Genomic DNA, 26,167 nt, shown 5'->3' on the forward strand with positions numbered 1-26,167 from the left:
TTACCGGTCAGTCCTGCGCGAGATAACGCTCGGCCGCGTGTGCCTGGCGAATGTCGGAAAGCAGCCCTTGGCGCGCGCCATCCAGCGTATCCCAGCGCGCGGCCACGTGCAGCGGCGGGATCGTGACCAGTTCGCGGCGGTCGAAGCCGACCAGTGCCGCATCGACCAGTTCCTCCACGTCCATCAAGTCGGAAAGGGTGTTGACGTCGATGCCGGCACGATCCCAGATCTCGGTGCGCGTTCCGGCAGGCAACACGGCCTGCACGTAGACGCCCTTGGGCGACAACTCCAGGTGCATGCCTTGCGACAGGAACAGCACGAAAGCCTTGGTGGCGCCGTAGACCGTCATGCCGAACTCGGGCGCCAAACCCACCACCGAGCCGATGTTGACGATCGCGCCGGTGCCGGATTGCACGAACCGCGGCGCCACCGCGGCCGCGAGCCGCGTCAGTGCCGTGGTGTTGAGCGTGATCAGGCGCTCGATGCTCTCGCCGGTCTGCTGCACGAAGCCACCCGACTGGGCCATGCCGGCGTTGTTGATCAGCACGCCGATGCGCGCGTCGTCGCGCAGGCGAGTCTCCACCGCACCAATGTCGGCAGGCTGGGTCAGGTCGGCCGGCAGCACGTCAACGGTCACACCGCTGGCCTCACGCAGTCGCGCGGCCAGGGTCTCCAGGCGCGTCTTGTCACGTGCGACGAGCACGAGGTCGTGGCCACGGCGCGCGAAGCGCTCGGCATAGGTGGCACCGATGCCGCTGGAGGCGCCGGTGACGAGGACGGTTGGCAGGGTGGTCATGGGTGATTTCCTTTGCGAGAGTTGTGGTGGCGGGGGCAAGCAGAGGCCGGCTTCAACCGGCGATGCTTGGGTAGTCGGTGTAGCCCGCGGCACCACCGCCGTAGAGCGTGGCCGGGTTCATCTGCGCCAGCGCAGCGCCGGTTTTCAGGCGTTCGACCAGATCGGGGTTGCCGATAAACGGTCGGCCGAAGGCGAACAGGTCTGCCTTGCCTTCGTTGAGCCCGGCGGTAGCCAACTCCAGGCTGTAGCCGTTGTTCGCCAGATAGGTCTGCTTGAAGCGCCGGCGCAGCGACGCGTAGTCGAACGCTGCCGCGTCGCGCGGGCCTCCCGTCGCACCTTCGACCACGTGCAGGTAGACGATGCCCAGCGTATTTAGCTGCTCGGCGATGTAGTCGTACTGCGGCTGCGGATCGCTGCTGGTGATGCCACCCGCGGTCGACACGGGCGAGATGCGCACGCCGGTGCGTTCGGCACCGACTTGCTTCACCACGGCCGCGGCGACTTCCAGCAGCAGGCGCGCGCGGTTCTCGATCGAGCCGCCGTAGGCGTCGGTGCGCTGGTTGGCCCCGTCCTTGACGAACTGCTCCAGCAGATAGCCGTTGGCACCATGGATCTCCACACCATCGAAGCCAGCCGCAATGGCATTGGCCGCGGCCTGACGGAAGTCGTCCACGATACGCGGCAGTTCGCCCTGTTCCAGCGCGCGCGGCTCGGAAACGTCGGCAAATCCATTGTTGACGAAGACCTTGGTCGCTGCCCGGATCGCCGAGGGCGCCACCGGTGCGGCGCCGCCAGGCTGCAGGTCCACGTGTGAGACGCGTCCCACATGCCAAAGCTGCACGAAGATGCGCCCACCCTTGACATGCACGGCGTCGGTGACCTTGCGCCAGCCGGCGATTTGCGCCGGCGTGTACAGGCCGGGGGTGTCCTGGTAACCCTGCGCCTGGGCCGACACCTGCGTGGCCTCGGTGATGATCAGACCCGCCGAGGCACGCTGGGCGTAGTAGGTCGCGGCCAGTTCGTTGGGTACCAGCCCCGCGCCCGCACGGTTACGGGTCAGCGGCGCCATGACGATGCGGTTGGCCAGCATCAGGCTACCCAGGGCATGGGGTTCGAAGAGTGTTTTCTCGGTCATGTTGTTTCGGTTTCCTGGACTAGATGAATTCAATGATGACGATCATAATCCAATTCTTCTTTTTTTGATTATGATTAGCATCAATAAGAAAAGTCCCGCAGACGGGCATCAACCTATCGTGGAAACGAAATGAAGGTCACCAAGGCACAGGCGCAAGCCAACCGGGCACACGTTGTAGCAACGGCGTCCACGCTGTTTCGTGAGCACGGCTACGACGGGGTCGGCGTTGCCGATCTGATGGCCGCCGCTGGCTTTACGCACGGCGGCTTCTACAAGCACTTCCGCTCCAAGGTCGACTTGATGGCGGAATCGGCAGCCTGCGGCATCGCGCAGACCGTGGCGCTCACGGCTGGTGCCGACACCTCGGCGTTCCTGCAGCATTACCTCTCGCGCGAACACCGCGACAACCGCGCCGCCGGCTGCACCATGGCCGCGCTCGGAGGAGACGCTGTGCGTCAGCCGGAAGCGGTCCGGGCGACGTTTGCGGTAGGCATCGAGAGCCTGCTGGCGGCACTGCGGCCCGAGGGCGTTGCACCGGAGGATGCAGTGGCGGTCCAGGCACGAGCCAAGTCTCTCGACATCATGGCGCACGCGGTCGGCGCCATCATCATGTCGCGCGCCTGCCCCGATGACTCGCCCTTGGCCGACGAGTTTCTGGCGGCTTGCCGCGATAAGATTTTCGCTTCGCTGACTCGCCCCGTCAGCCCGCCCGCGTCGGCGCTCAAACCGTCGCGCAAGCGCAGAACGGATTGACCTCGCGAGTTCAGTGGACGACAGTCCCCGGAACGCAAGCAACACCAGCAACGCCAACGTCAGGCTCATCGACAGGACGATGCAGAAGGCTAGGTAGGTGGCCACTGGGAGCGCGGAGCCAAAGCCAATAGCGAGGGCTGCGCAGCCCATTTGCAGGAAACAAGCAGGGCCGAGGCGGCGCCCGACTGCTTTCCGAACGGCTGTAGCTTGATCGCGGTGCCAAGCGGAATGATCAATCCCATTTCCAGCAGCAAGAAGGTTAGTGCCGCCGAGAAGTAGCGGACGTCCTGCGGGGCACCACCCATAAGGTCGCCCCCAGCCTTGCAAGCTGTTGAACGCGCCACCCAGCAGCCGAGAGAAACCGGGTCTGCGGCCGTGGCCACCATGATCAGCGAGAGCGAGCGGGCGAAGGTTGTGCCGACGGCCTGCCCATTGCTGGGAACACCTTCTTTCAAAACAAACGAAGTTGTGCCATCAGGCTTGCTCGATGTCCAAGCCTGTCGCAACGTGCGTGACCCTCGCCCCGGGGCTGCTTGACCAGTTTCACCGCTTGCCCTTGGAACTCGTCCTTAAACGCTTTTCCTGTCCTTTGCCTGTTTACCTCCTGCACACAGCATGTCATTCGACGCGGCCCAGCTCGAAGTCGCTGGGCGTATGCGCTGCGGAGAGGTTGAGTGCAATGTCGGGATAGGCATTCGCGAAACCTTGCAGCCTTGACATCAGCCAGAGACTGGCGATGCTGGGCGCCGAGTGCACGTAGAGGCTGTTGCTCACGCCTTCCCGCAGATCTTCCGTTGCCGCGGCAATCGCCGACAGGGCGCCGCTAACCCTGGACAGGAACAGCTCCCCCGCGACGCTGATACGGACGCCATGTGCACTGCGTTCGAAGAGACGAATGTGTTGCTGCCAGCGATCACTTGACCACCCCTGCCAACTTCTGCTGACCATGAGGCATCCTTCTGCAGCCCTCACCAACCCTCAAAACTCTTGCTGTCTGGCCTGATCACCGATTTCTGGCGCATCTGGTCAAATTGGCATCGTCAACAACAGTCTAGGGAATCCGGGGCGATTCAGAGCTGGCCAGACCTGAACCGACTTTGCCGTCGAGCAATACGGGCTCCCCCGTAACTTTTTTGTTCACCAGGCCGAACAGCGGCTGGACGACGACCTGATCGAGCGCATCCGAAACTTCGATTCCAGCAATGGCCTGACGCTCACCCTGGCCGTCCAGCTGCCGCTGGCGGTGAAGGCGATGACCCCGTGAAACCGTTGCAGGCCCCGGTTCGAGAGGGCCAGGACCGCCGCAGGACCGAGGCCCGGTCTCACCGCGCGGTCGACCGCGGCTGCCTGGTCTGCCAGTCCTCTAGCCAGGCGGGCAGACGGTCGCTCTGCATCGGCCGGCCGATGAAATAGCCCTGCGCGATGTCGCAACCGATTTCCCGCAGCAGGGCCCAGTCGTCTTCGGTTTCCACGCCTTCGGCCACGGTGTGCAGACCCAGTCGCTGGGCCATGCCGATGCTGCCTTCGAGCATCGGAGGGATCAGCTGGTTGCCGCGGGCGTCGTGCACGAAGCCGCGGTCGATCTTCAACTCGGTGAAGGGCACGTCGCGCAGTTGCGCCAGCGAGGAGTGGCCGGTGCCGAAGTCGTCGATCGACAGGCCGAAACGCTGCATGCGCAGCCGCACCAGCGTCTCCAGCGCCGCCGACGACACGGCCATGACGCGGCTCTCCGTCACCTCCAGCATCAGATCCTGCGGCGACAGGCCGATGTGGCGGACCAGGGCTCCCAGCCGGGGCGCGAAGTCGGGGGCGCACAGGTTCTGCATCGATACGTTCACGGCCATCTGGATCCGCAGGCCGCTGCGGTGCCACAGCGCGAGCTGCTCCAGCGCCGCCTGCATCACCCACTCGGTCAGGGCGTCGATGGCACCGCATTCCTCGGCCAGGGCGATGAAGCGGTCGGGATAAACCAGGCCGTGGAGCGGGTGGTTCCAGCGCACCAGCGCCTCGACACCGGTCAGTCCGCCGCTGCGCAGATCGACCTTGGGCTGGTAGTGAAGCACCCACTGCGCACCGTCCTGCGCGACGCGCAGATCGTCGGCGCCATAGCCCGGATGCTCTGCGGCCACCGATGGCAGTGCCGCGGGCTGCCATTGGTCCAGCAGCGTGCGCAGCGCCGCACGGCTGGCGGGCTTCTCAAGCGCCCCCAGGATCAGCAGCGCGCGGCCGGCGAGCAGCTTCTGCACGGCATGGATGATGCGCGGGCCTTCGCCGCTGAGAAGGATCACGCCGCCGCGGAAGTCGCTTGCGCCGAGCCGGCGCAGAAATTCGAGACCGTCGACCTCGGGCATGTTCAGGTCGCAGATGACCACGTCCACGGCCACCTGCCGCTCGCCGAGAAGCCGCAGCGCCGCATCGGCGCTGGCCGCAGTGCCGATCATCATGTAGCCCATGCCGCGCAGCATGCGGGACTGCATGCCGAGCATGAAGGGGTCGTCGTCCACCAGGAGCAGGCTGGGCTGGCGGCGCGGCGCGGCGGCACGTGGCGGCACCTCTGCCGGGCCCAGGCCGAGGGGGAGCGTCGGGAGAAAGGGTGGCCAGATGTCGGGACCCTCATCAGACATGGCTGTCCTGGCGGGTCTCGAGGAAAGCGTGCACAGCGCGCAGCTCGCCGTGGAAGGTCGCCATCAGGGCCTCGAGCGAGCTGCCGCGCGGACTGCTGGTGGCGGCCTCTTCCAGGTCCGAACAGATGTCGCCGAGTCGGGCGGCACCGATGGTGCGCGCCGCCGACTTGAGCTTGTGGGCGATGTCGGCAATGGCCTGGACGGCGCCATGGGCCTGGGCGCGGGCCAGCGCGTGCGCCGAGTGCGCCGCGTTCGTGCGAAAGGCTTCCAGCACTTCCTGCATGACCTGCGCGTCGTGGCCTATGAGCTCAGACAGCACCGCGAGGTCCACGTGGCGGCCCGCCACCATGGTCTCCACCACGGGCAGGCTGGCGCCGAAGCGCGCCGGCACCGGCCGCAACCAGCGGTCAAGCGCGGTCTTCAGCTGCGCCAAGCGCACCGGCTTGGTCAGATAGCCGTCCATGCCGGCCTGGGTGCAACGGTGTTCCTCGTCGCGCAAGGCATTGGCGGTCAAGGCAATGATGGGCAGGCGCGGCCGAGCGTCGCCCTCCTCGGCCCGGATCGCTGTCGCCAGCGTATAGCCGTCCATCTCCGGCATGTGCAGGTCGGTCAGGAGCAAGGCGTGGCCGCCCCGGCGCCACTGGCCGAGCGCCTCCAGGCCATTGCCGGCCATTTCGGCGCGGTAGCCGAGCAGCGCCAGCTGCTTCACGAGCACCTGCTGGTTGATCTCGTTGTCTTCGGCCACCAGGATCAGGGGTTGGGCTGCCGACAGGGGTGTGGGCCGCCGGGGCGCCTCTTCGGTGGGGACGATGTCTGCCAACGCGTCGCGGTCGTCGCCGTCCTGCGGCGGCCGCGCCAGCAGCGCGACGCTGCGCAGGAAGACGGCGCGGTGCAGGCACTCCGCGTCCAGGCCGATCTGGTCGGGCTTGTGCCGGCGCGGGCGGCGGCGCCGGCCGGTCTCGATGACGACGAACGCCAGGACCATGCCGGGCCGCTGCAGGGCGACCGCGCGGCAAGCCGCGAGGACCGGATCGCTGCCCTCCGGGGGGTCGGCGATCACCACGACACAGCGGCCCGGCACGGCCGCATGCAGCCAGTCCAGCCCCTGCGCCAGGCTCGGCATGGTGCGGGCCGGGCAGCCCGCATGCGTCAGGTAGTCGGCCAGGTCGGCGGTCAGGCCGGCGGCACCGAACAAGATGCAGGTCAGCCCGGCCAAAGGCTTTTCCGCGTCGGCCGCGGCCGTGGCGCCGGCGTCGCCCGCTGCTGCCGTCATGGGCAGCCGCGCGGTGAACGTGGAGCCTTGCCCGATCTCGCTGCACACGCTGATGTTGCCGCGCATCAGCATCACCAGGCGCTGCGAGATGCTGAGGCCGAGCCCCGTGCCACCGAACCGCCGCGTCGTGCTTGCATCGGCCTGGGTGAACGGCGAAAACAGCCGCTCGACCGTCTCGGTGCGCATGCCGACCCCGTTGTCGGCCACCACCAGGTCCAGCATGTCGGCACCGCCACCGGCGCCGCTGGCCCTGCGCGCCCGCAAGGCCACCGACCCGGGCCGGACCTGCCCGCTGCTGAACTTGATCGCATTGCCCACCAGGTTCATCAGCACTTGGCGCAGCCGCGCCGGGTCACCCAGCATGCGCGCCGGCAGCCGCGGGTCGACGTACAGGTGCAGCGCCACCCCCTTGGTCTCCGACAGCCCGCGCAAGGCATCGCAGACGCTTTCGACCACGGCGGCCACGTCCATCGGTTCGTGGTCGATCGCGAACTGGCCGGCCTCGATCTTCGAGAAGTCGAGCACGTCGTCGACGATGGCCATCAACGCATAGGCCGACTCGCGCACCGTCTTCACGATGTCGCGCTGGTTCGGCCGCAAGTGGCTTTCCTCCAGCACATCGATCATCCCGATGACCCCGTTCATCGGTGTGCGGATCTCGTGGCTCATGGTCGCAAGGAAGGACGACTTGGCTCGGTTGGCCTGTTCGGCGAGCGCGCGGGCGCGCTCCAGCTCCAGCGTGCGGTGGCGCACGCGGTCCTCCAGCCCCGCGTTGAGCTCGCGCAGCACCTCCTCGTTGCGCCGCCGCTCGCTGATGTCGCGTTCGATCGAAACGAAGTGCGTGCAGCCCTCCCCCGTGGCGGCCACCGGTGTGATGTCGAGCTCGATCCAGTGCGGGCGGCCGCTCTTGGTGTACTTCACCATCTCAGCATGCACCGGTTCGAGCAGGGCGATCGCCGCGCCGATGCGCTCGATCACGGAGGCGTCGGTCGCCGGGCCATAACGCAGCACCGGCGACTTCCCGATCACGTCGCTGCGCTGGAAGCCTGTGAGGCGCACGAAGGCGTCGTTGACGAAGACGATGCGCAGCCCCTGCGGCAGCTGCGCCGGCTCCATGATGATCACGACCTCGTTCAACTGCGCCACACTGGCCTCGAGCAGGGTCAGCTGCTCGCGCGCGGCGCGGGCGGCGGTGACATCGCGGAAGTACACCGACAGACCGTCCTCCAGCGGATGGAAGTCGGCACCGAACCACTTCCCCATCGGCACATACCGCTCTTCGCAGCGGATGCCGGTCTCGCCGCCCATGGCGCGCCGGTACAGGGGCTCGAAGACGGAGCCCAGCGCATCGGGAAAGCATTCCCACAGCACGCATCCCATCAGCGACTCCCGCGTGCGTTCCCAAAGCCGCGCGGCCTCTCGGTTGACGTAGGTGAAGCGCCAGTTGTGGTCCAGGGCGAAGAAGCCGTCGGTGATGCTCTCGAGGGTGTCGCTCAGGCGCTCGGCCAGCTTCTGCGTCTGCAGTGTGGCCAGCTTGCGCTCGGTGATGTCCTGCAGTGCGCCCTGCAGCCGCACCACCCGCCCCCGCCCGTCGCGCACGGCCTCGCCGATGACCCGGACCCAGAAACGCCGCCCGGTGGCGGAGATCTTCTCGGCTTCGAGGTCGTAGCGCTGCCCCGATGCGATGCAGCGCTCGACGGCGTCGCGCACGCCGTTGCGGTGCTCCGACACAAACGAGGCCAGGCCCTCCTCCAGCGAAGGCCAGTAGCCGGCCGGCTCGTCATGCAGGCTGGCGACGAAGTCCGACCACTGCAGGCGCCGCAGGCCCAGGTCCAGCACCCAGCCGCCGACCTTGGCACTGCGTCCGGCCATGTCGAGCATGGCCTCGCTGTCGCGCAGTGCCTGGTGGAAGCGCGTCTCTTCGGTGATGTCGCGGGCGATGCCGATCACGCCGATCACCGCGCCCCGCGGATCGCGATAGGGCGCGAGCGAGGCCGAAAACAGGCGCCGGCCGTTCACCCCGGTGAGCCAGCGCTCGGTCGTCTGCACCGAGCCGGTTGCGGAAAACACGCGGTGGTCATCCATGAGACCGGCGGCCTCGCTTTCAGCGTACAGGCTGTGGTCGGTGTGGCCCAGGATCGCGTCGATCGGCCTGCCGGTGAAGGCCGCCAGGGCCTTGTTGCACAGCAGATAGCGGCCCAGCCCGTCCTTGACGTAGACGATGTCCGGGGTGCCGTCGGCGACGGCCTGGAGCAGCTCGGTACTGCGCTGTGTCGACTCCTCGGCCTGCGCGCGCGCGCTGACGTCGACGTGCATGACCACCGCGCCGGCATGCCGCCCGGGCTCCAGCGGCGTCGCCGTCATCACGAAGCGCCGTCGCTCGAACGGCGAGACGCAGGGGTATTCGAGCGAGAAGGACCGGCTCTCGCCAGCCAGCACCGCCCGCAGGCCTGCCGCCACCGTCCAGGCCTCGGCGGCGCCCGGCCCGGGTGGCAGGCCGCAGACATCGAGATAGTTCCAGCCCACGCCGTCGTGCGCGGCACGCAGGCCGTTCTCCCTGCCATAGCTGCGCCAGGCTTCGTTCACGGCGACGATCGTGCCGTCCGGGTCGAGCACCGCGATGTGGGCGGGCAGCGCGTTCAACAGCGCGTTCTGTTTGCCGGCCTCCTGCAGCCGCATCTGGTCCTGCGCCTCGCGCAGCACGAAGACGCGGCCGGATTTGTCCGCCACGGTGTCGACCTCACCCTCGGTCAGCGCCGCGATCTGCCGCTCGGCTTGGTGCAGCGTCTCGATCAGCGCCTGCATGCGTGCGTAGCGGCCCGGATCTTCTGGTGGGAGCGAGGAATTCATGGCTTGGCCGACTTTCTGATGGGCTCCTGCGGGGTTTCGCGGTGTCGGAGCCGGGGCAGGCCGGCGGCGGAGGCAAAGCCCTGGCGCATGGGACTAGGCCCAACCTTAGTCCTCGGCGCGGCCATCCACGGTAGGACGGAACGCGTATCCCGGAGCGCCTCCCATCGCGAAGTGGCTTACCGGCCGCCGGCGCCGAAGCGGTAGACCAGGCCGACCGTCACCATGTCCACGTCGCCACGGTTGCCCACGGCATCCCGGATGCGGTAGCGCTCGATTTCCGTGCGCAGCGAAAGTGCCGACGTCATGGCGTACTGGACGCCGAGGCCGAGCTTCCAGTTCGCCGAGTGCTCGCTCGGGCTGGGGTTGTTCACCACCACCAGCCCGGTCGAGCTGAACTTGTCGCGGGTGTCGACATAGGTGAGGCCGCTGCGTGCGAGCACCGACAGCCTGGCGGTGACGGGCAGCGTGCCGACCAGGTCCAGATTCAGCCCGCGCAGCCTGGCATCGCCGGTCAGGGTGCCGGTGGGCGTGGTCGCCGCGGTGTAGCCGAACTTGCCCAGGCTGAAGTAGCCGCCTTCCAGGGCGAAATTCTCATTGAGCCGGTAGCCCCCGAACATCTTGTAGCCGAAGGCATGTTCGCGGTCGCTGATCGACGAGGCGAAGCCATTGGCGGACAGGTTGCGGCCGATGCGCTCGTCGTCAATCGTGGCACGGGCCTGGCCCATGCCGACACCGCCGTACCAGGGGCTGGCGCCGTCGACGACCTGGGCGAACAAGGGGGCTGCGCTGGCAGCGAGGGCCAGGACGACGAGCGCCCTGGCGGTAAGGTGGTATTTCATTTCGGACCTTTTGGATCATCGGGGCCGGCCCCATCGGGCCAGCCCCGGGTGGGCTTAGTTGCAGCCTGCGGGGGCCTGGAGATGACCGGGCAGCGAGACGGTGTTGGTGTCGAACACCAGAGCGCCCGAGGTGAAGGCACCGGCGAACATGCGGCCGCACGACACGGCGCTGGTCTGCAGGGTGATATCCGCGCCGGCCAGGACGTTGCCGTACCACTCGGCGTAGTTGCCTATGGTGGCCGAGGAGCCGGCCTGCCAGAACACGTTCGATGCCTTCGCGCCGTTCACCAGGACGATGCGGGTGTGCGGAGCGGGCGATGGCGCACCCGGCAATGCAGTGATGGCGCTGCCGGCCTGGAACACGAACACGGCATTCGGATTGCCCTGGGCGTCCAGCGTGACATCGCCGGCCACGGTGAGGGTGGAGCCCGAGGTGTAGGTGCCCGCGACGAAGTAGTTCAGCCCGGCGACCATCACGTTGCCCGACGGGGCGCCGATGCTGGTGGTGGCCAGCGGCGTGCCGCCGCCAAGGGAGCCCGCCGCCGGCGGACCCGCCGGCGGGGTGATGGCCAGGTAAGCGGCGCGCAGCGCGTCCGTCACCTGCTGGGCGCGTGTCGTATTCGGAAAGGTCGGGGTCACGACCGTGCCGTTGATGCCAGGCGTCGCGCCGCCGCAGAGGCCGAAGACGCCGCTGCCGCCCACGGGAACCGAGTTGCAGGTGTCGTTCGGGTTGAGCACCGCATCGCCGTTGATCAAGGTGGCGCCGGTGTTGGCCACCCCCGCCGTCGCGGAAAGGGCGAACGAGGCGGCCGCGCCGAAATTCACCGGCGGCGGCACCACGATGGGCAGCGCTGCCGTCTTGAAGTTCCAGGCCACGGCGCACACCAGGGCCGGCGCGGGGCTCGGCGTGTCGAGCACCACGAGGTAGTTGGTGTTGGCCGCCAGCGGAGCGGCGGTGACCAGCACCGCCGTGCCGGCAACGGCGTCGTAGCTGACGGAAGCCGGTGTCAGCGGCGGCTGCCCGGTCTGCGCCATCCGGAAGGTGCTGGCGTTGATCGTCGCCGGGTCCACGGTGCCGGCTAACGTCGCGGTGACGCGCTTGCCCCCATTGGCGACGGCCGTCGTGCTGGTGGGCGCATTCTGATTGCCGTCGGTCGGGTCGGTGAAGGTCACCGTCACGGGGCAGGCGGTGGGCTGAACGACCGGGGGCACCACGGGTGGAACCACCGCGGGGCCGCCGGGCAAGACGACGGGCGGCACCACGGGAGGCGCGACGGCACCGGGTGGCGCCACCAGCACCGGCTTCACGTCGGCACCCAGAATGGGAGCCTGACCACCGCCGCCTCCGCAGCCCGACAACGAGACCGCGAGGGACAGGGTGACGTACAGCGCCAGCTTCGGCGGTGCCCATTTTAGTTTTTGCATAACTTGCTTCCAGGTGAAACGGTGCGCGACGGCCGGCCGGGGCGGCCGACATGAGGGTGCGAGCTTCAATGATGGGCGCCAACGCGGCAATACGTGCGGGCACGTACACGCCACGCAGGCGGCCTGCCCGGCCTTCAGGCGCCGTAGTTCATGCGGACCAGGTCGGCCAGGTGCGCTGCCGCCATCTTGGTCATTACCCGTGTGCGGTGGATCTCGATGGTGCGAAAGCTGCAGCCCAGCTCGATCGCCATCAGCTTGCTGGTCATGCCGGTGACCATCAGGTCATGCACTTCCCGCTCACGCGGGGTCAGGGTCTCGAGCCGTTGAGGATGGTCGTCCGGCGGGCCGCCCGCGTCCGGCGGCGATGGCAAGCCGGCCGCGCCGGTACCGAAAGCCATTTCCACGCGCTGCACCAGCTCGGCGGCGACGAAAGGCTTTTCCAGAAAGTCCACCGCGCCGGCGCGCAGGGCTGCCACGGCGACGGGAATGTCGGACGTGCCGGACAGGAACACCACAGGCAGTTCGATGCCCCGCAGATTGAGCATCGACTGCAGTTCCAGGCCGGAGACCGCCGGCATCCGCACGTCGAGCAACAGCACAGCCGGCCGACTCAGGTCGGCATCGCCGAAAAGCGCACTGGCCGAATCGAACATCTCGACATGAAAGCCGGCGTTGCTCAACACCCGGTGCAGGACGAGCCGCATGACGGCGTCGTCGTCCACCACCAGAACCCGGGGCGCCGCGCCCAGTGCACGCTCACGGCAGGGGTCGGCACCGGCCCAGGATGGGAGCGCAGATGGGAGTATGGTTTTGCGCATGTTCGAGGATGCATCGTGGCACTCTGCCGGCGGCGTAGGATGGCGCGCCGCTTACACAGGGATGGAGGTGCTGAACAGCGCTTCGGCGATGGGTACGTCAGCGCCAGACGACCGAAGCTGGGGTGGACGCGGACAACGTCGGAAATTCCCTACACGACACCCTGAATCCCACCGACACCACAGGCGTGCCAGTCGCGAAGAATTACTGTCTGGCGATGAAGGAGAGAACATGCCCGATCCAAGCAAGAGTTTGATCGATCTCGAGACCCGTTTCTGGCAGTCCATGGTCGACAACGAAACCGCCGTCGCCCTCGGTTTGCTGACCGAGCCTTCGATGATGGTGAGTGCGCATGGCGCCATGCAGTTCGACCACGCGGCCTACCGCAAGATGGCCGAGCAGGGCAAGATGGTGGTCAAGTCGTACGCGTTCAGCGACATGCAGGTACAGTTTCCCAATGAGACCACGGCCATCGTGAGCTACAAGGTCAGGCAGGGCATCGCAGAGCGAGACAAGAGCGAGGTCACCTTCCAGGAGATGGTCGACAGCTCGACCTGGGTGCAGGTTGGCTCGTCGTGGCGTTGCGCCCTGCATACCGAGGCGCCGCTGGCCTCGGCGGGGAAGTAGGCGGCAGCAGGCGGGGACGGCCGCACGCCGCTTTGCGACCAACGCAAATGACGGCAGCGGATGAGCTAGCGCGTCTTTCTTCGTTGGCGACCACCGCCACGTGGCTTAAGCTGTGTGAAAGCAACGCCGCTGCTCCCACCACCGCGCGGCCTTCCTGCTGCCGCTTGTCTCCTGGCCCTCTAGGGCAGGTTCACCCCACCGGAAACATCCGGTGGGGCTTTTTAGGGTGGCCCCGGCTCGCGCGCGCACGGGTTGCACAACTACACCCTGCTCTGGATTTCGCCCGCAAAATGCCAGCCATGCCGTGCATCCTCCCCATCGACTTCACCGCGCCCTCGATCGACGTGGCCCGCGCACTGATCGGCATGGTGCTGCTGGTCGATGACGTGGGCGGGCGCATCGTCGAGACCGAAGCCTACGACGCCAGCGAGCCGGCCTCGCACAGCTTCCGCGGCCCGTCGCTGCGCAACGCGAGCCTGTTCGGCCCACCCGGCCATGCCTATGTGTACCGCTCCTACGGCATCCACTGGTGCCTCAACTTCGTCTGCGGCGAAACCGGCCATGGCGCCGGGGTGTTGATCCGTGCGCTGGAGCCCACGCGGGGCATCGAGGCCATGCGCACGCGCCGCGGGCTGGTCGACGAGCGGCTGCTGTGCTCCGGCCCGGGACGACTCGGGCAGGCCTTGGGCATCGACCGTTCGCACGACGGCCTGCCGCTGGACCGGCCGCCCTTCGAGCTGCATCCCGCGTCCGGCGCGGCCGAGGTGTCGGTGGGCGTTCGCGTCGGCATCTCGAAAGCCCGGGACATGCCCTGGCGCTTCGGGCTGTCCGGCTCGCGGTTCGTCAGCCGGCGGTTCGTATGAGCGCCGCACGGCCCCCAGGAAGCGCGCAGCACGAAGGTATCCAAGTGACCGAGGCTGCGCGCAGAGGGTGCATCGGCAGCGCCGAGATCCTACGCTGAAGGTATCCGCCGAATGCTGGCAGTGAATCGCGCCCACGACCGTTGATGCCGACAACGTGGTTGGGATCAACGGCACCTCGGCTGGGTGATTCATGATCAACTGAATTCCCGCTTGGTCCGTGCAAGAGCGCACCGGCACGCGAGGCTGTCGGTCAATGCATGGGCCGCCCGAGCCGTCGGCTTGCCTTTGAGATGGCGTAGTTCACCAGACAATACAGCACGGCTACAACGAGGTACACCGGCACCAGGGCGTGGTAGTTGGCGATGAGCACCTTGGCGTTCTGCATCAGCTCGCCGTAGGTCACGACGTAGCCGAAAGTGGTGTCCTTGACGACGATCACCAGTTGCGCGACCAGGGCCGGCACAATGTAACGCAAGGCCTGAGGGAAGACGATCAGGAAGAAGACCTGGGCTTCGGTCAGCCCCAAGCTTCGCGCGGCATCGGTCTGCCCGCGTGGAACGGCGAGCACACCCGCGCGGTACACCTCGGCCACCACTGCAGCGGTGCTCAGGGCGATGGGCAAGGTCAACATCCAGTACGTGCTGAGCTTGATCCCCGCCGACGGAAGCACCAGAAAACACACGTAGATCAGCAGCAGCGTGGGCACGCCACGCAGGAACTCGATGACTGCGATGCTCGGATAACGCGCGAGCCGCAACGGAGACAGGCGTCCGAGCAGCAGGACCAGCCCGAGAGCCAGGGCGATCACGGCGGCCATCGCCGCCGATGCCAATGTGCCGAGCAAGCCCGAGGCCAGGAAGGCCCAGGTGGTCGGCCAGGCGAAAAATTTCCAGAGGCGCGCCTCGAACTGCCCTGCGCCATGGAACCGCATCACCACGCCCATGGCCAGCAGGAGCAGCACGGCCGCGGCAGTCATGCTCACGGCCCTGGTGGTGGTCTGGGCCTCGGGGCCCGGATCACCAAACAGGATGTCTTCCAGAGGGCGGCTCATCGCAGTATCCGCACCTTCTTTTCCAGCGTCGCACCAGCCCAGGCGATGAGCAGCCCCGTGGCCACGTACAGCGCGGCGGCTACCGCAAAGGCCGGCATGCCTGCGGCGGAGTCGTTGGCGATCTTGGCAACGAGCGCCGTAAGTTCCCGGCCCGGGAACGGCACCTGCGATGCCAGCGAGGTCGATAACATCAGCGCAATGAGCAGCGAAGTCATCGGCTGCACCACCGCGCGCAGAGCCTGCGGCAATATCACCGCGGAGATGATGCGCATCGGACGCATGCCCAGACTGAGTGCCGCTTCCACTTGGCCCCCATCGACGGTGTTGATGCCTGCACGCAGGTAGTCCGCTGTGAACGCGGAACAGACCAGGGTCAATGTCAGGATCACGCTGGGCTCGTAGTCGATCAGGACCTGGAGATCGGGCAATGCGAACACGATGAAGATCAGGAGTGCTGCGCTGGGAATGTTGCGGAAGATCTCGACGTAGCCGGTCAGGACGAAGCGCAGTGGCCGCAGCGGGAACAGCCGAAGCACCGTCACGGCCAGGCCCAGCGCGAAGCCCGCCACGAATGACACCGCCGTAAGCTTCCATGTGAGCAAAAGGGCCTGCCCAAAGGCAGGCCCGTAGTCGGCCAGGAGCCGCGAAACACTGCCCATTGGTCAGGGGAGCGATGGCGGCGTTGGAACGGCCGTGCTGCCGGTGCGCTGCCCAATGGACACGGTCCAAAGCTTCGCCCAGGTGCCGTCGGCTTCAATCTTCTTCAGGAAGGCATTGATGAAGGCCACGCCGTCTGAACCCTTGGGAAGGCCGACGCCATAGGGATCCTGCGCACCAAAGGGTGCGCCGGCCAGTTGCGCGTCACCCGCCCCCAGGCTCAGCGCGTTCAGCAGCAACGTGTAATCCGTCACGTAGGCTTCCACGCGCCCCTGGCGCAGTGCGTCGAGGGCTTCCTGGTGCGTCTGGAACTCCTGCACGGAAGCCTTGGGCGCGAATTGCGCCAGGATCGCTGGCCCGGTGGATCCGGCCTGGGTGGCGGTCTTCTTGCCCGCCAGGTCGTTGTACGACTGGATCGTCTTGTTGTTCGACTTGACCAGCACCCCAGCCTGGGAGGTATAGTAAGGACCCGCGAAGGAGATCTTCTCGGCACGGGCAGGGGTGATGGAGTAGGTGGCAATCACAACGTCCACCTGGTCGTTGATGAGTACCTGTTCGCGTGTCGACGAGGTGACCTGTGTGAACTGGTACTTGGCTCCATCGCCCAGGATGTAGCGGGTGATGAGCTGGGCCAGACCTGCGTCGAAACCGCGGATCTTGCCATCCTTCTCGTTGAGCAACGAGAAAAGATTAGAGGTTTGGGTACTACCGAGGCGCAGGGTGCCGGCCTGCTTGATCCTAGTGGCCCAAGTGCTCGACGCGATGGTCGCCGCGTCGGCGACGGGGCCCTGCGCGACCAGTGCGTCAAACGCCCCCGTGTTGATCGGTGTGCCCTGTGCGAAAAGCGGTGCACCACTCACGATCGCCAGTGCAGCCACGGTGGATTTCAGGATGGTTTGGATCGACATGCATGCCTCTTGGATGGGGTGTGAAGTGCGCCAATATAAGGTACTTGATATAGCAGTTGGGAATATACATACTGCTTGACCGACGCGTCCGCGTTTTTTGGCGCGATGCAGATCGGCTAGACCAGGCGGATAGAAATTGAAAAGCCCCGCACATGGCGGACTTCGCGTCCCCCTCATCGCACAGAGTTGGCTACACTCCGCCCCTCTGTGCCGATGCGTGCGCTCAATTTGGGCCGACAGGCAACGCCGGGAGTGTCGGCCTTCAGGACACAAGCCCGACACACTTCTGCCACGAATTCGCAGCCGTTTAGACGACACTGCGCCGTTGTGCAATTGAATGGCTTCGACATGAACTCCTCGAACCCACCTGGGACGCCAGAGGTGCCACTTCTCTGCGCAACCGCGACGAGCAGCTCCAGCTGGCTCCCGTCTACGCCTTCAACTTAGCGTCAATCCTTTTCCAGGGATCTCATGCCCGGTATCACACCCTCAAATTTCATCGAACTGCAAGCCTCGTCACCTGCGCCGGCCTGCGATGGCTGCGCTCATGGTGAGCGTCTCGGCTTTTCTTTCAGCTTTGCCTACCAGCCCATCATCGACGCCACCACCGGCGGCATCTACGCCCACGAGGCTTTGGTGCGCGGGCCAGCCGGTGAGCCCGCGCCGACCATCCTGTCGCGTGTCAACAAGGAAAACCGGTACCGGTTCGACCAAGCGTGCCGGGTCAAGGCCATCAAAACGGCCGCCGCGCTGGCGATGCCGACAATGCTGTCCATCAACTTCATGCCGAATGCGATCTACAAGCCCGAGGTGTGCATCCGCGCCACGCTCGAGGCGGCGCGCACCCATGGCTTTGCAGTCGATCGACTCATCTTCGAGACGGTCGAAGGCGAGCGCGTCAGCGATGCGAAATGGCTCGCCGAGGTTTTGCACGAGTACCAACGCATTGGCTTCCAGACGGCCATCGACGATTTTGGTGCCGGCTTTGCAGGCCTGAACCTGCTCGCGGATTTCCAGCCTGACATCGTGAAGCTGGACATGGACTTGGTACGACATATCGATCAGAGTCCGGCCCGGCGGGCCATCGTGCGAGGCGTGGCGCGCATCTGCGAGGAACTCGGCATCAAGGTCATCGGCGAAGGCGTCGAGACCATCGAAGAAAGCGCTTGCCTGCAGGATCTTGGCATTCACCTGCTCCAGGGCTATCTGTTCAGCAAACCTTTGTTCGAGGGCTGTTTGCGAGCCGGGGAGGCTCACTGGCAGTCCCGGGCCTGAACATGGTGCAACGGGGTCGTGTATCAACGGCCGTCGGCCGACGTGTGAAGAATGCACCCTTCGATCGAAGGATTCCCCGGCCAGGCTTGCTGGACCCGATGACAAAGGATTTACCCGCGCAGCGATTCAAAGTATTCGCCCTATGATGGGTCACACTCAGGGGCAATGGCATGCGAAAACTTGTGTTTGTCAGCGACGACTACGACGGCCTCGCGGCCCTGATGGCGGAGTTCCTGAAGCGCCGCACCGATTGGGATGCCGCGGCAATGAAGGATGGTGCCGAGGTGTTGGAAGAGGCCCGCCGCCGCCGTCCGGATATCTGCATCCTGGACATCGACATGCCACGGATCGGTGGCATCCAGGCTGCCCGGGAGCTTCGCCGCATGTTCCCCGGCGACACGCCCTTGTTGGTTGGAATGTCCGGCATCGCGCCGTTGGCCACACTCTCGGGCGTTTTCGACCATGTATTCGCAAAACCCCTGGATATCGAAGAGTTGGTCAGGCGTATTGATCCAAGTCAGGACTTGATGATTTGATCTGGGTCCTTGCCACAACGGCTGCACCACAACCCGCTTCGGCGGGTTTTATTTTGGACGCTGCACCCTGTTTCGGCGTCACCTCTCCGTACCGGTAGAGGGAAGCCATGCTGCACAGCCGTTGAAGCATTGGGTACCGCGTCATCCGGTAGGAGCGCGCCATGGCATCTCCGCAGATCAGGCGGTTGGACTGGCATTGAGAGGTGTTTATGACACAAAGTTCACAGACACGCCGCCGTGACGCAGTAGAAAATACCTATCGGTCACTTTGCGACCGAAAATTTTCAAATAAAGCCATTCGCAATAGAATTGCTGGCAACTCAACGCCAACCAAATGAATGCGTGTGACGCCCATCTCTGAATTGCCAACACTTCTCATCGACTCAGCCATGAACCTGCGCCAATTCCTGACAGCTTTGTTCACATTCAAACGCGCGTCGCCTCGCCGGCAACTCGAAGCCCTGTATCGCAATCAGGCTGTGATCGAATTCCTGCCCAACGGGGCGGTGGTCCACGCCAATCCGAAGTTCCTGGCGCTGATGGGTTATTCGTTGGATGAGATCAAGGGCCAACATCACCGAATCTTTGTCGATCGGCAGGAACATCATTCGCCGGACTACGCTGCCTTTTGGAATCGGCTGCGCAGTGGCGAGGCCTTCTTGGGCCGCTGTCGACGCCTGACCGGCGACGGACGCGAGGTCTGGCTGCAGGCCAATTACAGTCCCATCCTCGACGGAGCCGGCCGCGTCGTGCGCATCGTCAAGTACGCCATGGATATCTCGGCGCAGGTGCTGCGCGATTCGGAGATCGACAGCCAGCTGGATGCCGTGGGCCGAGCCCAGGCCGTGATCGAATTCGATCTCCAAGGCCGCATCCTCCGGGCCAACCGCAACTTCCTGGACGCCCTCGGCTATCGCGAGGAAAGCGACATCGTCGGTCAGCACCACAGCATGTTTGTTTCCGCCGAGGAACGCCAGAGTGCGGAATACCGTGCCTTCTGGCAGCATCTAGGACGAGGACAGTTCCACCAGGGCCAGTTCGCCCGCATCGGGCGCGCCGGCAATGTCGTGTGGATCGAGGCGAACTACAGCCCCGTGCTCGACCACGCAGGGCGGCCGTTCAAGGTGGTGAAGTACGCTACCGACATCACGCAGCGCTTCGAGGCCACGCGCATGGTCCAGGGCGCCTTTGAGGAATTGCAGAGACTGGTCAAGCAGAGTGCGATCCAGGCCAGCGATGCGCATTCCCACACCCAACAGGTTGCCAGTGTGGCGAGCAAGGGAGCCGATGCTTCGGTCGCCGCGGTGGCGACCATGCAGCACATCCATCAAGACTCCAAGCGCATCTCGGAAATTGTCGGCCTCATCGATGGCATCGCCTTTCAGACCAATCTTCTGGCGCTGAACGCAGCCGTGGAAGCCGCCCGTGCGGGCGAGCAAGGCCGGGGCTTTGCGGTGGTCGCAGGTGAAGTGCGCGGCCTGGCCCGGCGCAGCGCCGACGCCGCCCGGGAAATCAAGGACCTGATCTCGGCTTCGTCGCAGCGCGTGGCCATCGGCAACGCCAAGGTGCAGGAGTCCGGCCGCGTCATGCAGCAGATCCAGCAGTCGGCCCAGCAGGCGTCGGTGATCATGGCCGCCATCGTCGACGCGTCGCATACGCAGGAAATCCGGCTCGGTGCAGTCAACCATGCGATGGCGCAACTCGATGCAGCCGCGAGCTGATTTGAGCCATGACAACGGCGAGCAATCGCCAAAGCACAAGGGCCCGATGTGAAGAACGGCGAAGGTGATGAGCAAACACGATGCCGGCATCAGATCCAAGTTTTAGCCGCCCCCAGCCAGTTCACACTTCAATCACAATTTTTCAGTCGACTTTGCCTACATTTGCTTCACCGCAGCAAAACCTTCTGACCCATCCGGATACCGAAGCCGCTGCAGCCATGCTCCAAAAGCACATCACAAAGGCTGTTCCGAAATGAAGTTCCGCAATCTACGCATTCGCACCAGGCTCAGTCTCGCTTTCGGTGGTCTGGCCCTGTTGGTGCTGACGGTGGCCGCGTTGTCGCTTTACGCGCTGGCCGAGGCCAACGCCCGCTTCACCGGCTTCACCGACGGCATGAACGCCCGGGCCACCGTGGCTGCCCATGTGCGCGCTGCAGTGGACGATCGTGCCATCGCCGCGCGCAACCTCGTGCTGGTCACCAAGGATACCGACCTCACTCTTGAAAAGACCGCTGTGAGCGCCGCCCACAAGGACGTGCAGACGAGCCTCGCCAAGCTCAACGAGATGATCGCCGCCGACCCCCGCGTGTCCGACCAGGCGCGCAAACTGGTGGCCGACATCGACAGGGTCGAACAAGCCTACGGTCCGGTGGCGCTGGCCATCGTCGACCTGGTGCTGAATGGCCAACGCGAGCAAGCCGTGACCCGCATGAACGACGACTGCCGCCCGCTTCTGGCAGCGTTGGTACAGGCCACCAACGCCTATGCGCGTTTCACCGAAGGCCGCACCCAGGAACTGCGGCAAAAGGCCGTGGCCGACTTTGAGCAGCAACGCAACCTGCTCGCGGCCCTGTGCCTGTTGGCCGTGGCCGTCGCCATCGTGGGCGGCTGGCGCATCACGCTGAGCATCACCGGTCCGCTGAACTTTGCCGTGGAAGCCACCGATCGCATCGCCGCCGGCGATCTGAGCGCCAACATCGAAGCGACAACGAGCGACGAGACCGGCCGCCTGCTGGCTGGCCTGCAACGCATGCAGCAAAGCTTGGTGGACACGGTGAGAGCGGTGCGGGGCAATGCCGACAGCGTGTCCGTCGCGAGCTCCGAAATCGCCCAGGGCAACAGCGACCTCAGCATGCGCACCGAACAACAGGCCTCGGCCCTGCAGCAGACCGCGGCTTCGATGGAAGAGCTCGGCAGCACCGTGGCAACCAACGCCGACAACGCACGCCAGGCCGGCCGGCTGGCGGTTGCGGCTTCCGACGTCGCAGTCAAGGGCGGCGACGTGGTCGGCCAGGTGGTGGAGACCATGAAAGACATCAACGACAGCTCACGGCAGATCGCAGACATCATCGGCGTGATCGACGGCATCGCGTTCCAGACCAACATCCTGGCCCTGAACGCCGCCGTGGAAGCCGCCCGTGCCGGTGAACAGGGTCGCGGCTTCGCCGTGGTGGCCAGCGAAGTGCGCAGCCTGGCGCAACGCAGCGCCCAGGCGGCCAAGGAAATCAAGACGCTGATCACCACGAGCGTGCAGCAAGTGGACCAGGGCACTAGCCTCGTGGACCGCGCCGGACTCACCATGCAGGAGATCGTCGTTTCGGTGAAGCGGGTCTCCGACATCATGGCTGAAATCAGCGCGGCCAGCGCCGAACAAAGCACGGCCGTGAGCCAGGTCGGCGAGGCCGTGAGCCAGATGGACCAGGCCACGCAGCAGAACGCCGCGCTGGTGGAGCAAAGCGCCGCTGCGGCGTCCAGCCTGAAGACGCAGGCCGAGCAACTGGTGCAGGCCGTGGCCGTCTTTCAGCTCTCTGCCGAAGTCAACTCAGCGCCGCGTTACACGTCGCGACCTGTCGCCGCTCAGGGGGACGCGCGCCTCTCCAGCAACAACTCCACGTTCGGAGCCATCGAGCGCCGCAGCCCACAACGCGCCAAGAACGTGACACGCCTTCAGCCGACGGCCAAGTCCGGCACGACAGCCAAGGCTCTCACTTCGCTCCCTAGCCAGGGCGCCAAACTGCGCACCGGTACTGACGACTGGACCAGCTTCTGACCCGGTATCGACCGCCACGGGCGATGATCCTGATGAATCCCGCCCTGGAGTGCGACGGTGCGAACTCGCGGGTGCGCCGGTCCGCAGGCTGCGGCAAGACAATCGCCGGTTCCCGCCGATGGTCGCCGCATGGAAGACGCGGCAGGCCTGCGCTTTGTGGTCCTCGGCTTGCATGCAGTCCTCGATGGCGTATCGCAAGTGACTCACGAGATCTGGGGACATGCAGGCGCCTTGGTCCTGCTCGACCAGGGCCCGTTCCATCTGCCGCAGTTGAGCTGACCGTGCGTGATCGTCCGCCCGGGTCGCGACATTCCGGCAGTGGCGAACGGCGCGGCGGAGCTTGATGCGGCGAGCATGCGGATTCCCCTTGAGCCTCCGTTGGTTTCCCGCGCACTTTGCATGACATGAGCCTTCGTCTCACCTATTGAGACGAGAGGTTGACAATCGTCCCGGGAGCGCGAACCATGGCGGCGAAGAAGAAAGGGCCTCCATGTCGAGCCGCACCCACGTTTCCGTCGATGCCATCAGCCCTGCTCAACGCCTGCATGCCTGGCACGATCTGGTAAGCGCCCATGTCGGCCGCACACCTGAAACCCTTCGGCAGGGAGATCCGGCGCGGTGGGAGCCACTTGCGGGCCAGCCCTTCTTGGCGAGCCTGGAGTACGGCATGCTGGGCGCCACCGGCCTGTGCCGGCTGGTCGCCACGCCGCACCGTTTCACGCGCTCCGCCGACGCCCCTTCGCCAGTGGCCTCGGGCCCGCTGATGCTGGTGGTGCAGCAGAAGGCAAGTTCCTTTTTCGAGCAGGACGGGCGTGCGGGTACGCTGGCCCCGGGCGACTGGTGCATCGTCGACGCCGCGCGACCATTCGTCATCGACCATCCTTCGGGCTGCGACCAGATCATCCTGACCCCGCCCAGGCCCGCCGACCCGGGCGTGGCCGACCTGATCGCGCGGGCCCGCGCACGGCGCTGCAACGGGCACCAGGGCGCCTCGCGGCTGGTCAACACCCTGCTCAGCGAAGCCTACGGGCAGTTCGACCGCCTGCCGCCGTCCACCGCGGGGCAACTGGCCGATACCATCGCCTCGCTGGCCTGGTACGCCTTGCAGGAAGCCTGTGAAACGCCCGCCGGCGAGACGGTGCGCGACACGCTGCGCAACCGCCTCAAGGCCTTCATCGACACGCACCTGGCCGAGACGGACCTGTCGGTGGAGGCCGTCGCGCAGGGTTGCGGCTGCTCGGTGCGCAGTGTGCACCGGGCCTTCGCCGAGGACGCGCTCGGTTCGGTTTCCGCCTACATCTGGCACCGACGCGTAGCGCAGTGTGCCGGGGAACTCCGGAACCCAGCCCATGCCGCCCGGTCGGTGACCGACATCGCCATGGGCTGGGGCTTTACCAGCTCGTCGCACTTCAGCCGGCTGTTCAGGCGCAGCCTCGGGGTTTCGCCCAAGACCTACCGGCACGACCGGTAACGCTCCGGCGCGCGGGCGAAGCGGCCGTCGCCGCCGCGCCCGCCGCCTAGGGTTAACGTTGACGACGCCACGGCGCATCCAGTCAACCGTGGCATTTGCGGGCAAGTCTCCGGACGGCCCAGCCCCTACGCTCCATGCCAGCGACTTCACCGCACTTTCGCGGGTGAAGTCAGCCGATGGAGACAACACAGAATGACTGCATATCCCTCGCTGCGTGGCGTGCCACGCCTTGCCTGCATGGCACTGCTGCCCCTGCTGGGCGGCCATGCGCTCGCGCAATCGCCATCGATCAGCCAGCCTGGCGGCCTGAACCTGGGCGTCACCAGCTTCTACGACGGTTTTTCAGGCCCCCCGGGCTGGGCCTGGCAGACCACGGTGCGGCATTCGAGCGCCAACAAGATCGTGGACGCCAACGGCCATGCGAACCCCGTGTTCGCGGATCCGAAGATCAACAGCACGGTGGTCGTCAATCAGCTGTCCCACGCCATGCCGACCTCGATCCAGGGCTGGCGCCCGGGCTTCATGGCGATCCTGCCGGTCGTCTCGCTCGACAGCAGCTTCGGCCCGGGACCGTCGCTGAAGGACGGGGGCACGGGGCTCGCGGACATGACGCTGGAAGCGTCCCTGCAGTCCGAACCTGTCGTCAATGCCGGCGGGGCGCCCGTGTTCGTGCAGCGGCTCACGGCCGCCGCCATCCTCCCCACCGGCCGCTACAAGCAGAACCTGGACATCAACCAGGGTTCCGGCTACGCGTCGTTCAACCCCTATTGGGCGGCCACTTTCTTTCCTGCGCCGCGATGGGAAATGAGCTGGCGCCTGCACTACCTCTACAACTTCAAGAACGACAAGCCCGCCTCCAGCGCACCCCGGCCGTTCAATGGCCAGCCGGTCACCACCACGCAGGCCGGGGACGCGGCCTGGGTCAACTTCGCGGCGTCGTATGCGGTGACACCCGATGTCAGCCTCGGCATCAATGGCTACTACTTCCAGCAGCTGTCCGACAGCCGGGCCAACGGCACGCGCATCGCCGACTCGAGGGAGCGGGTATTGGGGATCGGGCCGGGCCTGATGTGGCGCATCAGTCCGGAAAAGGCCCTGTGGGTCAACGCCTACTCCGAGAGCATGGTGCGCAACCGCGCTTCCTCCGCGCTGAACCTGCAGGTGCGCACCGTCTTCGCTTTCTAGCTCCCCGCCGTGCCCAAGAGACCCCCATGAAAATCAGATCTTCCCTGGAAAAGCCATCCACCGGACCAGCCGCCTCGTTTCCGCACGAATGGCGCGCACTGGCCCTCATGGCCTTCGGCTTCGCGCTGGTCAACCTCGACCGCTTCATCATGTACCCGCTGTTTCCGGTCATGGCCGCGGAACTCGGCCTCGATTACCAGGACATCGGCCTCATTTCCGCCGCCGTCGCCCTGACCTGGGGCATCTCGTCCATGGTGTTCGGCCGCCTGTCGGACCGCTTCGGCAGGCGCGGCATCCTGATCACTTCGGTGCTGGTGTTCTCGGTGCTGTGTGGCGCCACCGGCCTGGCCACCAGCCTGGGCAGCCTGCTGCTGATCCGGCTGGTGATGGGCGTGTTCGAAGGTGCGTTCGTGCCGGTCAGCATCGCGACCGTCGTGGATGCGAGTCCTGCGCGGCACGTGGGCCGCAACACGGGTCTGCAACAGCTGATGGCGCCGCTGGTCGGCAGTGCCGCGGCGCCGGTGCTGGCCATCGCGCTTTTGCAGGTCCTTCCGTCCTGGCGCTGGGTGTTCCTCGTCACCGCATTGCCGGGGCTCTTGTGCGCATGGCTCATCTACCGCCGGCTGGTCGAACCCCGGCGGCGCGAGCCGGTGTCTGCCCCCGCGCCCGTTGTCCACACCCCGCTGCGCCAGGTGCTCGCCCATCCCAACGTGGCCCTGTGCAGCGCCGGGTTCTGCTTCTGGCTGGCGCCCGTCGTGGTGTTCGGCTCCCTGATGCCGAGCTATCTGTCCGACCATCTGCACCTGGCCTTCCGCGAGATGGGGCTGGTGATGTCCATGCTCGGCATCGGCGGCGCGGCGGGCATGCTGGTGTTTCCAGCGCTGTCGGACCATTGGGGCCGGAAGAAGATGATGGTCGCCTGCCTGGGCCTGGCCATGGCACCGACCTGGCTGCTGATGCACACCGGTGCCGAACCCTTGCGCCTTGCACTGCTGATGTTCCTGGCGGCCTTCTTCATTTCCGGCGTCATCGCCATGGTGCATTCGGTGACGGCCGACAACGTGCCGGCGCAACATGTCTCGACCGCCACCGGGTTCATCGTCGGTGCGGGTGAAATCTTCGGCGGTGCCCTCGCGCCCGCGGTGGCCGGTGGATTGGCCAAAGCCGTCGGCATCACGGCGATCCTGCCCTTCACCCTGGGCTGCATGGCGATGGGGCTGTTGCTGGCCCTGCTGCTGCGCAGTCCGCGGCACGCCACCAATGTGCAGCGCACCGCCGTGCAGGGTTGAACGACCACCCGAATCTCTTTCCC

Annotated in this window: 22 protein-coding genes and 1 pseudogene; 11 read left to right on the plus strand and 12 right to left on the minus strand. The window is 66.0% G+C overall.

The features are described 5' to 3' along the window. Positions 1-7 precede the first annotated feature (7 nt). Positions 8-796 carry an SDR family NAD(P)-dependent oxidoreductase gene (locus tag RD110_RS22205; RefSeq protein WP_076202057.1) on the minus strand — a complete coding sequence of 263 codons (789 nt, stop codon included), beginning with the start codon at positions 794-796 and terminating at the stop codon, positions 8-10. Between the two features lie 52 nt (positions 797-848). After that, on the minus strand, positions 849-1,931 hold the full coding sequence (locus tag RD110_RS22210; protein ID WP_076202059.1) for an alkene reductase: 1,083 nt from the start codon (positions 1,929-1,931) through the stop codon (positions 849-851). A 129-nt stretch (positions 1,932-2,060) separates the two neighbouring features. Between RD110_RS22210 and RD110_RS22215 the strand changes: the two genes are divergently transcribed. After that, entirely contained in the window at positions 2,061-2,684 is a 624-nt protein-coding gene (locus tag RD110_RS22215; RefSeq protein ID WP_076202061.1) for a TetR/AcrR family transcriptional regulator, read from the plus strand. Positions 2,685-2,773: 89 nt separating this feature from the next. Here RD110_RS22215 and RD110_RS28390 read toward each other — a convergent pair whose 3' ends face one another. From RD110_RS28390 to RD110_RS22250, 7 genes and pseudogenes are all read right to left on the minus strand, one after another. After that, positions 2,774-3,139, minus strand: a complete 366-nt coding sequence (locus RD110_RS28390; protein ID WP_076202062.1) for a hypothetical protein — start codon at positions 3,137-3,139, stop codon at positions 2,774-2,776. 166 nt (positions 3,140-3,305) lie between these two features. Next, positions 3,306-3,581 (minus strand): annotated as a pseudogene (locus tag RD110_RS22225) (LysR substrate-binding domain-containing protein); the annotation flags it as partial. Between the two features lie 425 nt (positions 3,582-4,006). Continuing rightward, on the minus strand, positions 4,007-5,308 hold the full coding sequence (locus tag RD110_RS22230) for an EAL domain-containing response regulator (protein WP_083686454.1): 1,302 nt from the start codon (positions 5,306-5,308) through the stop codon (positions 4,007-4,009). Continuing rightward, positions 5,301-9,431 (minus strand): PAS domain-containing protein, encoded by a 4,131-nt coding sequence (locus RD110_RS22235; protein ID WP_083686456.1) that lies wholly within the window; start codon positions 9,429-9,431, stop codon positions 5,301-5,303. Before RD110_RS22235 ends, RD110_RS22230 begins: the two co-directional genes overlap by 8 nt. Positions 9,432-9,607: 176 nt before the next feature. Next, entirely contained in the window at positions 9,608-10,270 is a 663-nt protein-coding gene (locus RD110_RS22240) for an outer membrane beta-barrel protein (protein WP_076202066.1), read from the minus strand. 54 nt (positions 10,271-10,324) lie between these two features. Further along, positions 10,325-11,695: an ice-binding family protein gene (locus tag RD110_RS22245; RefSeq protein ID WP_076202067.1), complete on the minus strand. Its 1,371-nt coding sequence runs from the start codon at positions 11,693-11,695 to the stop codon at positions 10,325-10,327. 134 nt (positions 11,696-11,829) lie between these two features. Continuing rightward, positions 11,830-12,513: a response regulator transcription factor gene (locus RD110_RS22250; RefSeq protein ID WP_083686460.1), complete on the minus strand. Its 684-nt coding sequence runs from the start codon at positions 12,511-12,513 to the stop codon at positions 11,830-11,832. Between the two features lie 229 nt (positions 12,514-12,742). On the opposite strand from RD110_RS22250, the gene RD110_RS22255 reads away from it, so the two are divergent. Then, the gene (locus tag RD110_RS22255) at positions 12,743-13,138 is read left to right on the plus strand and encodes a nuclear transport factor 2 family protein (RefSeq protein ID WP_076202069.1); all 396 of its coding nucleotides are present in this window, start codon (positions 12,743-12,745) and stop codon (positions 13,136-13,138) included. Between the two features lie 299 nt (positions 13,139-13,437). Then, positions 13,438-14,001: a DNA-3-methyladenine glycosylase gene (locus RD110_RS22260; protein WP_076202071.1), complete on the plus strand. Its 564-nt coding sequence runs from the start codon at positions 13,438-13,440 to the stop codon at positions 13,999-14,001. A 250-nt stretch (positions 14,002-14,251) separates the two neighbouring features. On the opposite strand, the gene RD110_RS22265 is transcribed toward RD110_RS22260, so the two are convergent. From RD110_RS22265 to RD110_RS22275, 3 genes are read right to left on the minus strand one after another with little or no spacing between them, the layout of a single operon-like run. Then, positions 14,252-15,052, minus strand: coding sequence for an amino acid ABC transporter permease (locus RD110_RS22265; protein ID WP_076202073.1), 801 nt, complete (start codon positions 15,050-15,052; stop codon positions 14,252-14,254). Beyond that, on the minus strand, positions 15,049-15,711 hold the full coding sequence (locus RD110_RS22270; RefSeq protein WP_076202075.1) for an amino acid ABC transporter permease: 663 nt from the start codon (positions 15,709-15,711) through the stop codon (positions 15,049-15,051). Before RD110_RS22270 ends, RD110_RS22265 begins: the two co-directional genes overlap by 4 nt. A gap of 3 nt (positions 15,712-15,714) precedes the next feature. Further along, positions 15,715-16,617: a glutamate ABC transporter substrate-binding protein gene (locus tag RD110_RS22275; protein ID WP_076202077.1), complete on the minus strand. Its 903-nt coding sequence runs from the start codon at positions 16,615-16,617 to the stop codon at positions 15,715-15,717. Between the two features lie 471 nt (positions 16,618-17,088). Between RD110_RS22275 and RD110_RS22280 the strand changes: the two genes are divergently transcribed. The 8 genes from RD110_RS22280 (at position 17,089) to RD110_RS22310 (ending at position 26,144) form a co-directional block, all read left to right on the plus strand. Beyond that, the gene (locus RD110_RS22280) at positions 17,089-17,892 is read left to right on the plus strand and encodes an EAL domain-containing protein (RefSeq protein ID WP_076202078.1); all 804 of its coding nucleotides are present in this window, start codon (positions 17,089-17,091) and stop codon (positions 17,890-17,892) included. Between the two features lie 170 nt (positions 17,893-18,062). Further along, positions 18,063-18,428, plus strand: coding sequence for a response regulator (locus RD110_RS22285; protein ID WP_076202080.1), 366 nt, complete (start codon positions 18,063-18,065; stop codon positions 18,426-18,428). 389 nt (positions 18,429-18,817) lie between these two features. Next, positions 18,818-20,149 (plus strand): methyl-accepting chemotaxis protein, encoded by a 1,332-nt coding sequence (locus RD110_RS22290; RefSeq protein ID WP_076202082.1) that lies wholly within the window; start codon positions 18,818-18,820, stop codon positions 20,147-20,149. Between the two features lie 253 nt (positions 20,150-20,402). Then, positions 20,403-22,199 (plus strand): methyl-accepting chemotaxis protein, encoded by a 1,797-nt coding sequence (locus RD110_RS28870; RefSeq protein WP_076202083.1) that lies wholly within the window; start codon positions 20,403-20,405, stop codon positions 22,197-22,199. A gap of 129 nt (positions 22,200-22,328) precedes the next feature. Further along, the gene (locus RD110_RS28175; RefSeq protein WP_157900299.1) at positions 22,329-22,478 is read left to right on the plus strand and encodes a hypothetical protein; all 150 of its coding nucleotides are present in this window, start codon (positions 22,329-22,331) and stop codon (positions 22,476-22,478) included. A 211-nt stretch (positions 22,479-22,689) separates the two neighbouring features. Beyond that, complete coding sequence (locus RD110_RS22300; protein ID WP_076202085.1) at positions 22,690-23,670, plus strand: helix-turn-helix domain-containing protein; 981 nt, start codon at positions 22,690-22,692, stop codon at positions 23,668-23,670. Between the two features lie 192 nt (positions 23,671-23,862). Continuing rightward, positions 23,863-24,855, plus strand: coding sequence for a SphA family protein (locus tag RD110_RS22305; protein WP_076202086.1), 993 nt, complete (start codon positions 23,863-23,865; stop codon positions 24,853-24,855). A gap of 26 nt (positions 24,856-24,881) precedes the next feature. Further along, positions 24,882-26,144, plus strand: a complete 1,263-nt coding sequence (locus RD110_RS22310; protein WP_076202088.1) for an MFS transporter — start codon at positions 24,882-24,884, stop codon at positions 26,142-26,144. Positions 26,145-26,167: the final 23 nt, after the last annotated feature.

This window comes from Rhodoferax koreense, assembly GCF_001955695.1.
In the GTDB taxonomy this organism is placed as follows: Bacteria; Pseudomonadota; Gammaproteobacteria; order Burkholderiales; family Burkholderiaceae_C; genus Rhodoferax_B; species Rhodoferax_B koreensis.

Excerpts from the sequence above, each read along its gene's own strand:
- RD110_RS22240 (WP_076202066.1), bottom strand. The coding sequence starts at position 10,270 with ATGAAATACCACCTTACCGCCAGGGCGCTCGTCGTCCTGGCCCTCGCT.
- RD110_RS22260 (WP_076202071.1), top strand. The coding sequence starts at position 13,438 with ATGCCGTGCATCCTCCCCATCGACTTCACCGCGCCCTCGATCGACGTG.
- RD110_RS22210 (WP_076202059.1), bottom strand. The coding sequence starts at position 1,931 with ATGACCGAGAAAACACTCTTCGAACCCCATGCCCTGGGTAGCCTGATG.
- RD110_RS22270 (WP_076202075.1), bottom strand. The coding sequence starts at position 15,711 with ATGGGCAGTGTTTCGCGGCTCCTGGCCGACTACGGGCCTGCCTTTGGG.
- RD110_RS22215 (WP_076202061.1), top strand. The coding sequence starts at position 2,061 with ATGAAGGTCACCAAGGCACAGGCGCAAGCCAACCGGGCACACGTTGTA.
- RD110_RS22255 (WP_076202069.1), top strand. The coding sequence starts at position 12,743 with ATGCCCGATCCAAGCAAGAGTTTGATCGATCTCGAGACCCGTTTCTGG.
- RD110_RS22250 (WP_083686460.1), bottom strand. The coding sequence starts at position 12,513 with ATGCGCAAAACCATACTCCCATCTGCGCTCCCATCCTGGGCCGGTGCC.
- RD110_RS22285 (WP_076202080.1), top strand. The coding sequence starts at position 18,063 with ATGCGAAAACTTGTGTTTGTCAGCGACGACTACGACGGCCTCGCGGCC.
- RD110_RS22275 (WP_076202077.1), bottom strand. The coding sequence starts at position 16,617 with ATGTCGATCCAAACCATCCTGAAATCCACCGTGGCTGCACTGGCGATC.
- RD110_RS22235 (WP_083686456.1), bottom strand. The coding sequence starts at position 9,431 with ATGAATTCCTCGCTCCCACCAGAAGATCCGGGCCGCTACGCACGCATG.
- RD110_RS28175 (WP_157900299.1), top strand. The coding sequence starts at position 22,329 with ATGGAAGACGCGGCAGGCCTGCGCTTTGTGGTCCTCGGCTTGCATGCA.
- RD110_RS22300 (WP_076202085.1), top strand. The coding sequence starts at position 22,690 with ATGTCGAGCCGCACCCACGTTTCCGTCGATGCCATCAGCCCTGCTCAA.
- RD110_RS28870 (WP_076202083.1), top strand. The coding sequence starts at position 20,403 with ATGAAGTTCCGCAATCTACGCATTCGCACCAGGCTCAGTCTCGCTTTC.
- RD110_RS22205 (WP_076202057.1), bottom strand. The coding sequence starts at position 796 with ATGACCACCCTGCCAACCGTCCTCGTCACCGGCGCCTCCAGCGGCATC.
- RD110_RS22305 (WP_076202086.1), top strand. The coding sequence starts at position 23,863 with ATGACTGCATATCCCTCGCTGCGTGGCGTGCCACGCCTTGCCTGCATG.
- RD110_RS22265 (WP_076202073.1), bottom strand. The coding sequence starts at position 15,052 with ATGAGCCGCCCTCTGGAAGACATCCTGTTTGGTGATCCGGGCCCCGAG.
- RD110_RS22290 (WP_076202082.1), top strand. The coding sequence starts at position 18,818 with ATGAACCTGCGCCAATTCCTGACAGCTTTGTTCACATTCAAACGCGCG.
- RD110_RS22230 (WP_083686454.1), bottom strand. The coding sequence starts at position 5,308 with ATGTCTGATGAGGGTCCCGACATCTGGCCACCCTTTCTCCCGACGCTC.
- RD110_RS22280 (WP_076202078.1), top strand. The coding sequence starts at position 17,089 with ATGCCCGGTATCACACCCTCAAATTTCATCGAACTGCAAGCCTCGTCA.
- RD110_RS22310 (WP_076202088.1), top strand. The coding sequence starts at position 24,882 with ATGAAAATCAGATCTTCCCTGGAAAAGCCATCCACCGGACCAGCCGCC.
- RD110_RS22245 (WP_076202067.1), bottom strand. The coding sequence starts at position 11,695 with ATGCAAAAACTAAAATGGGCACCGCCGAAGCTGGCGCTGTACGTCACC.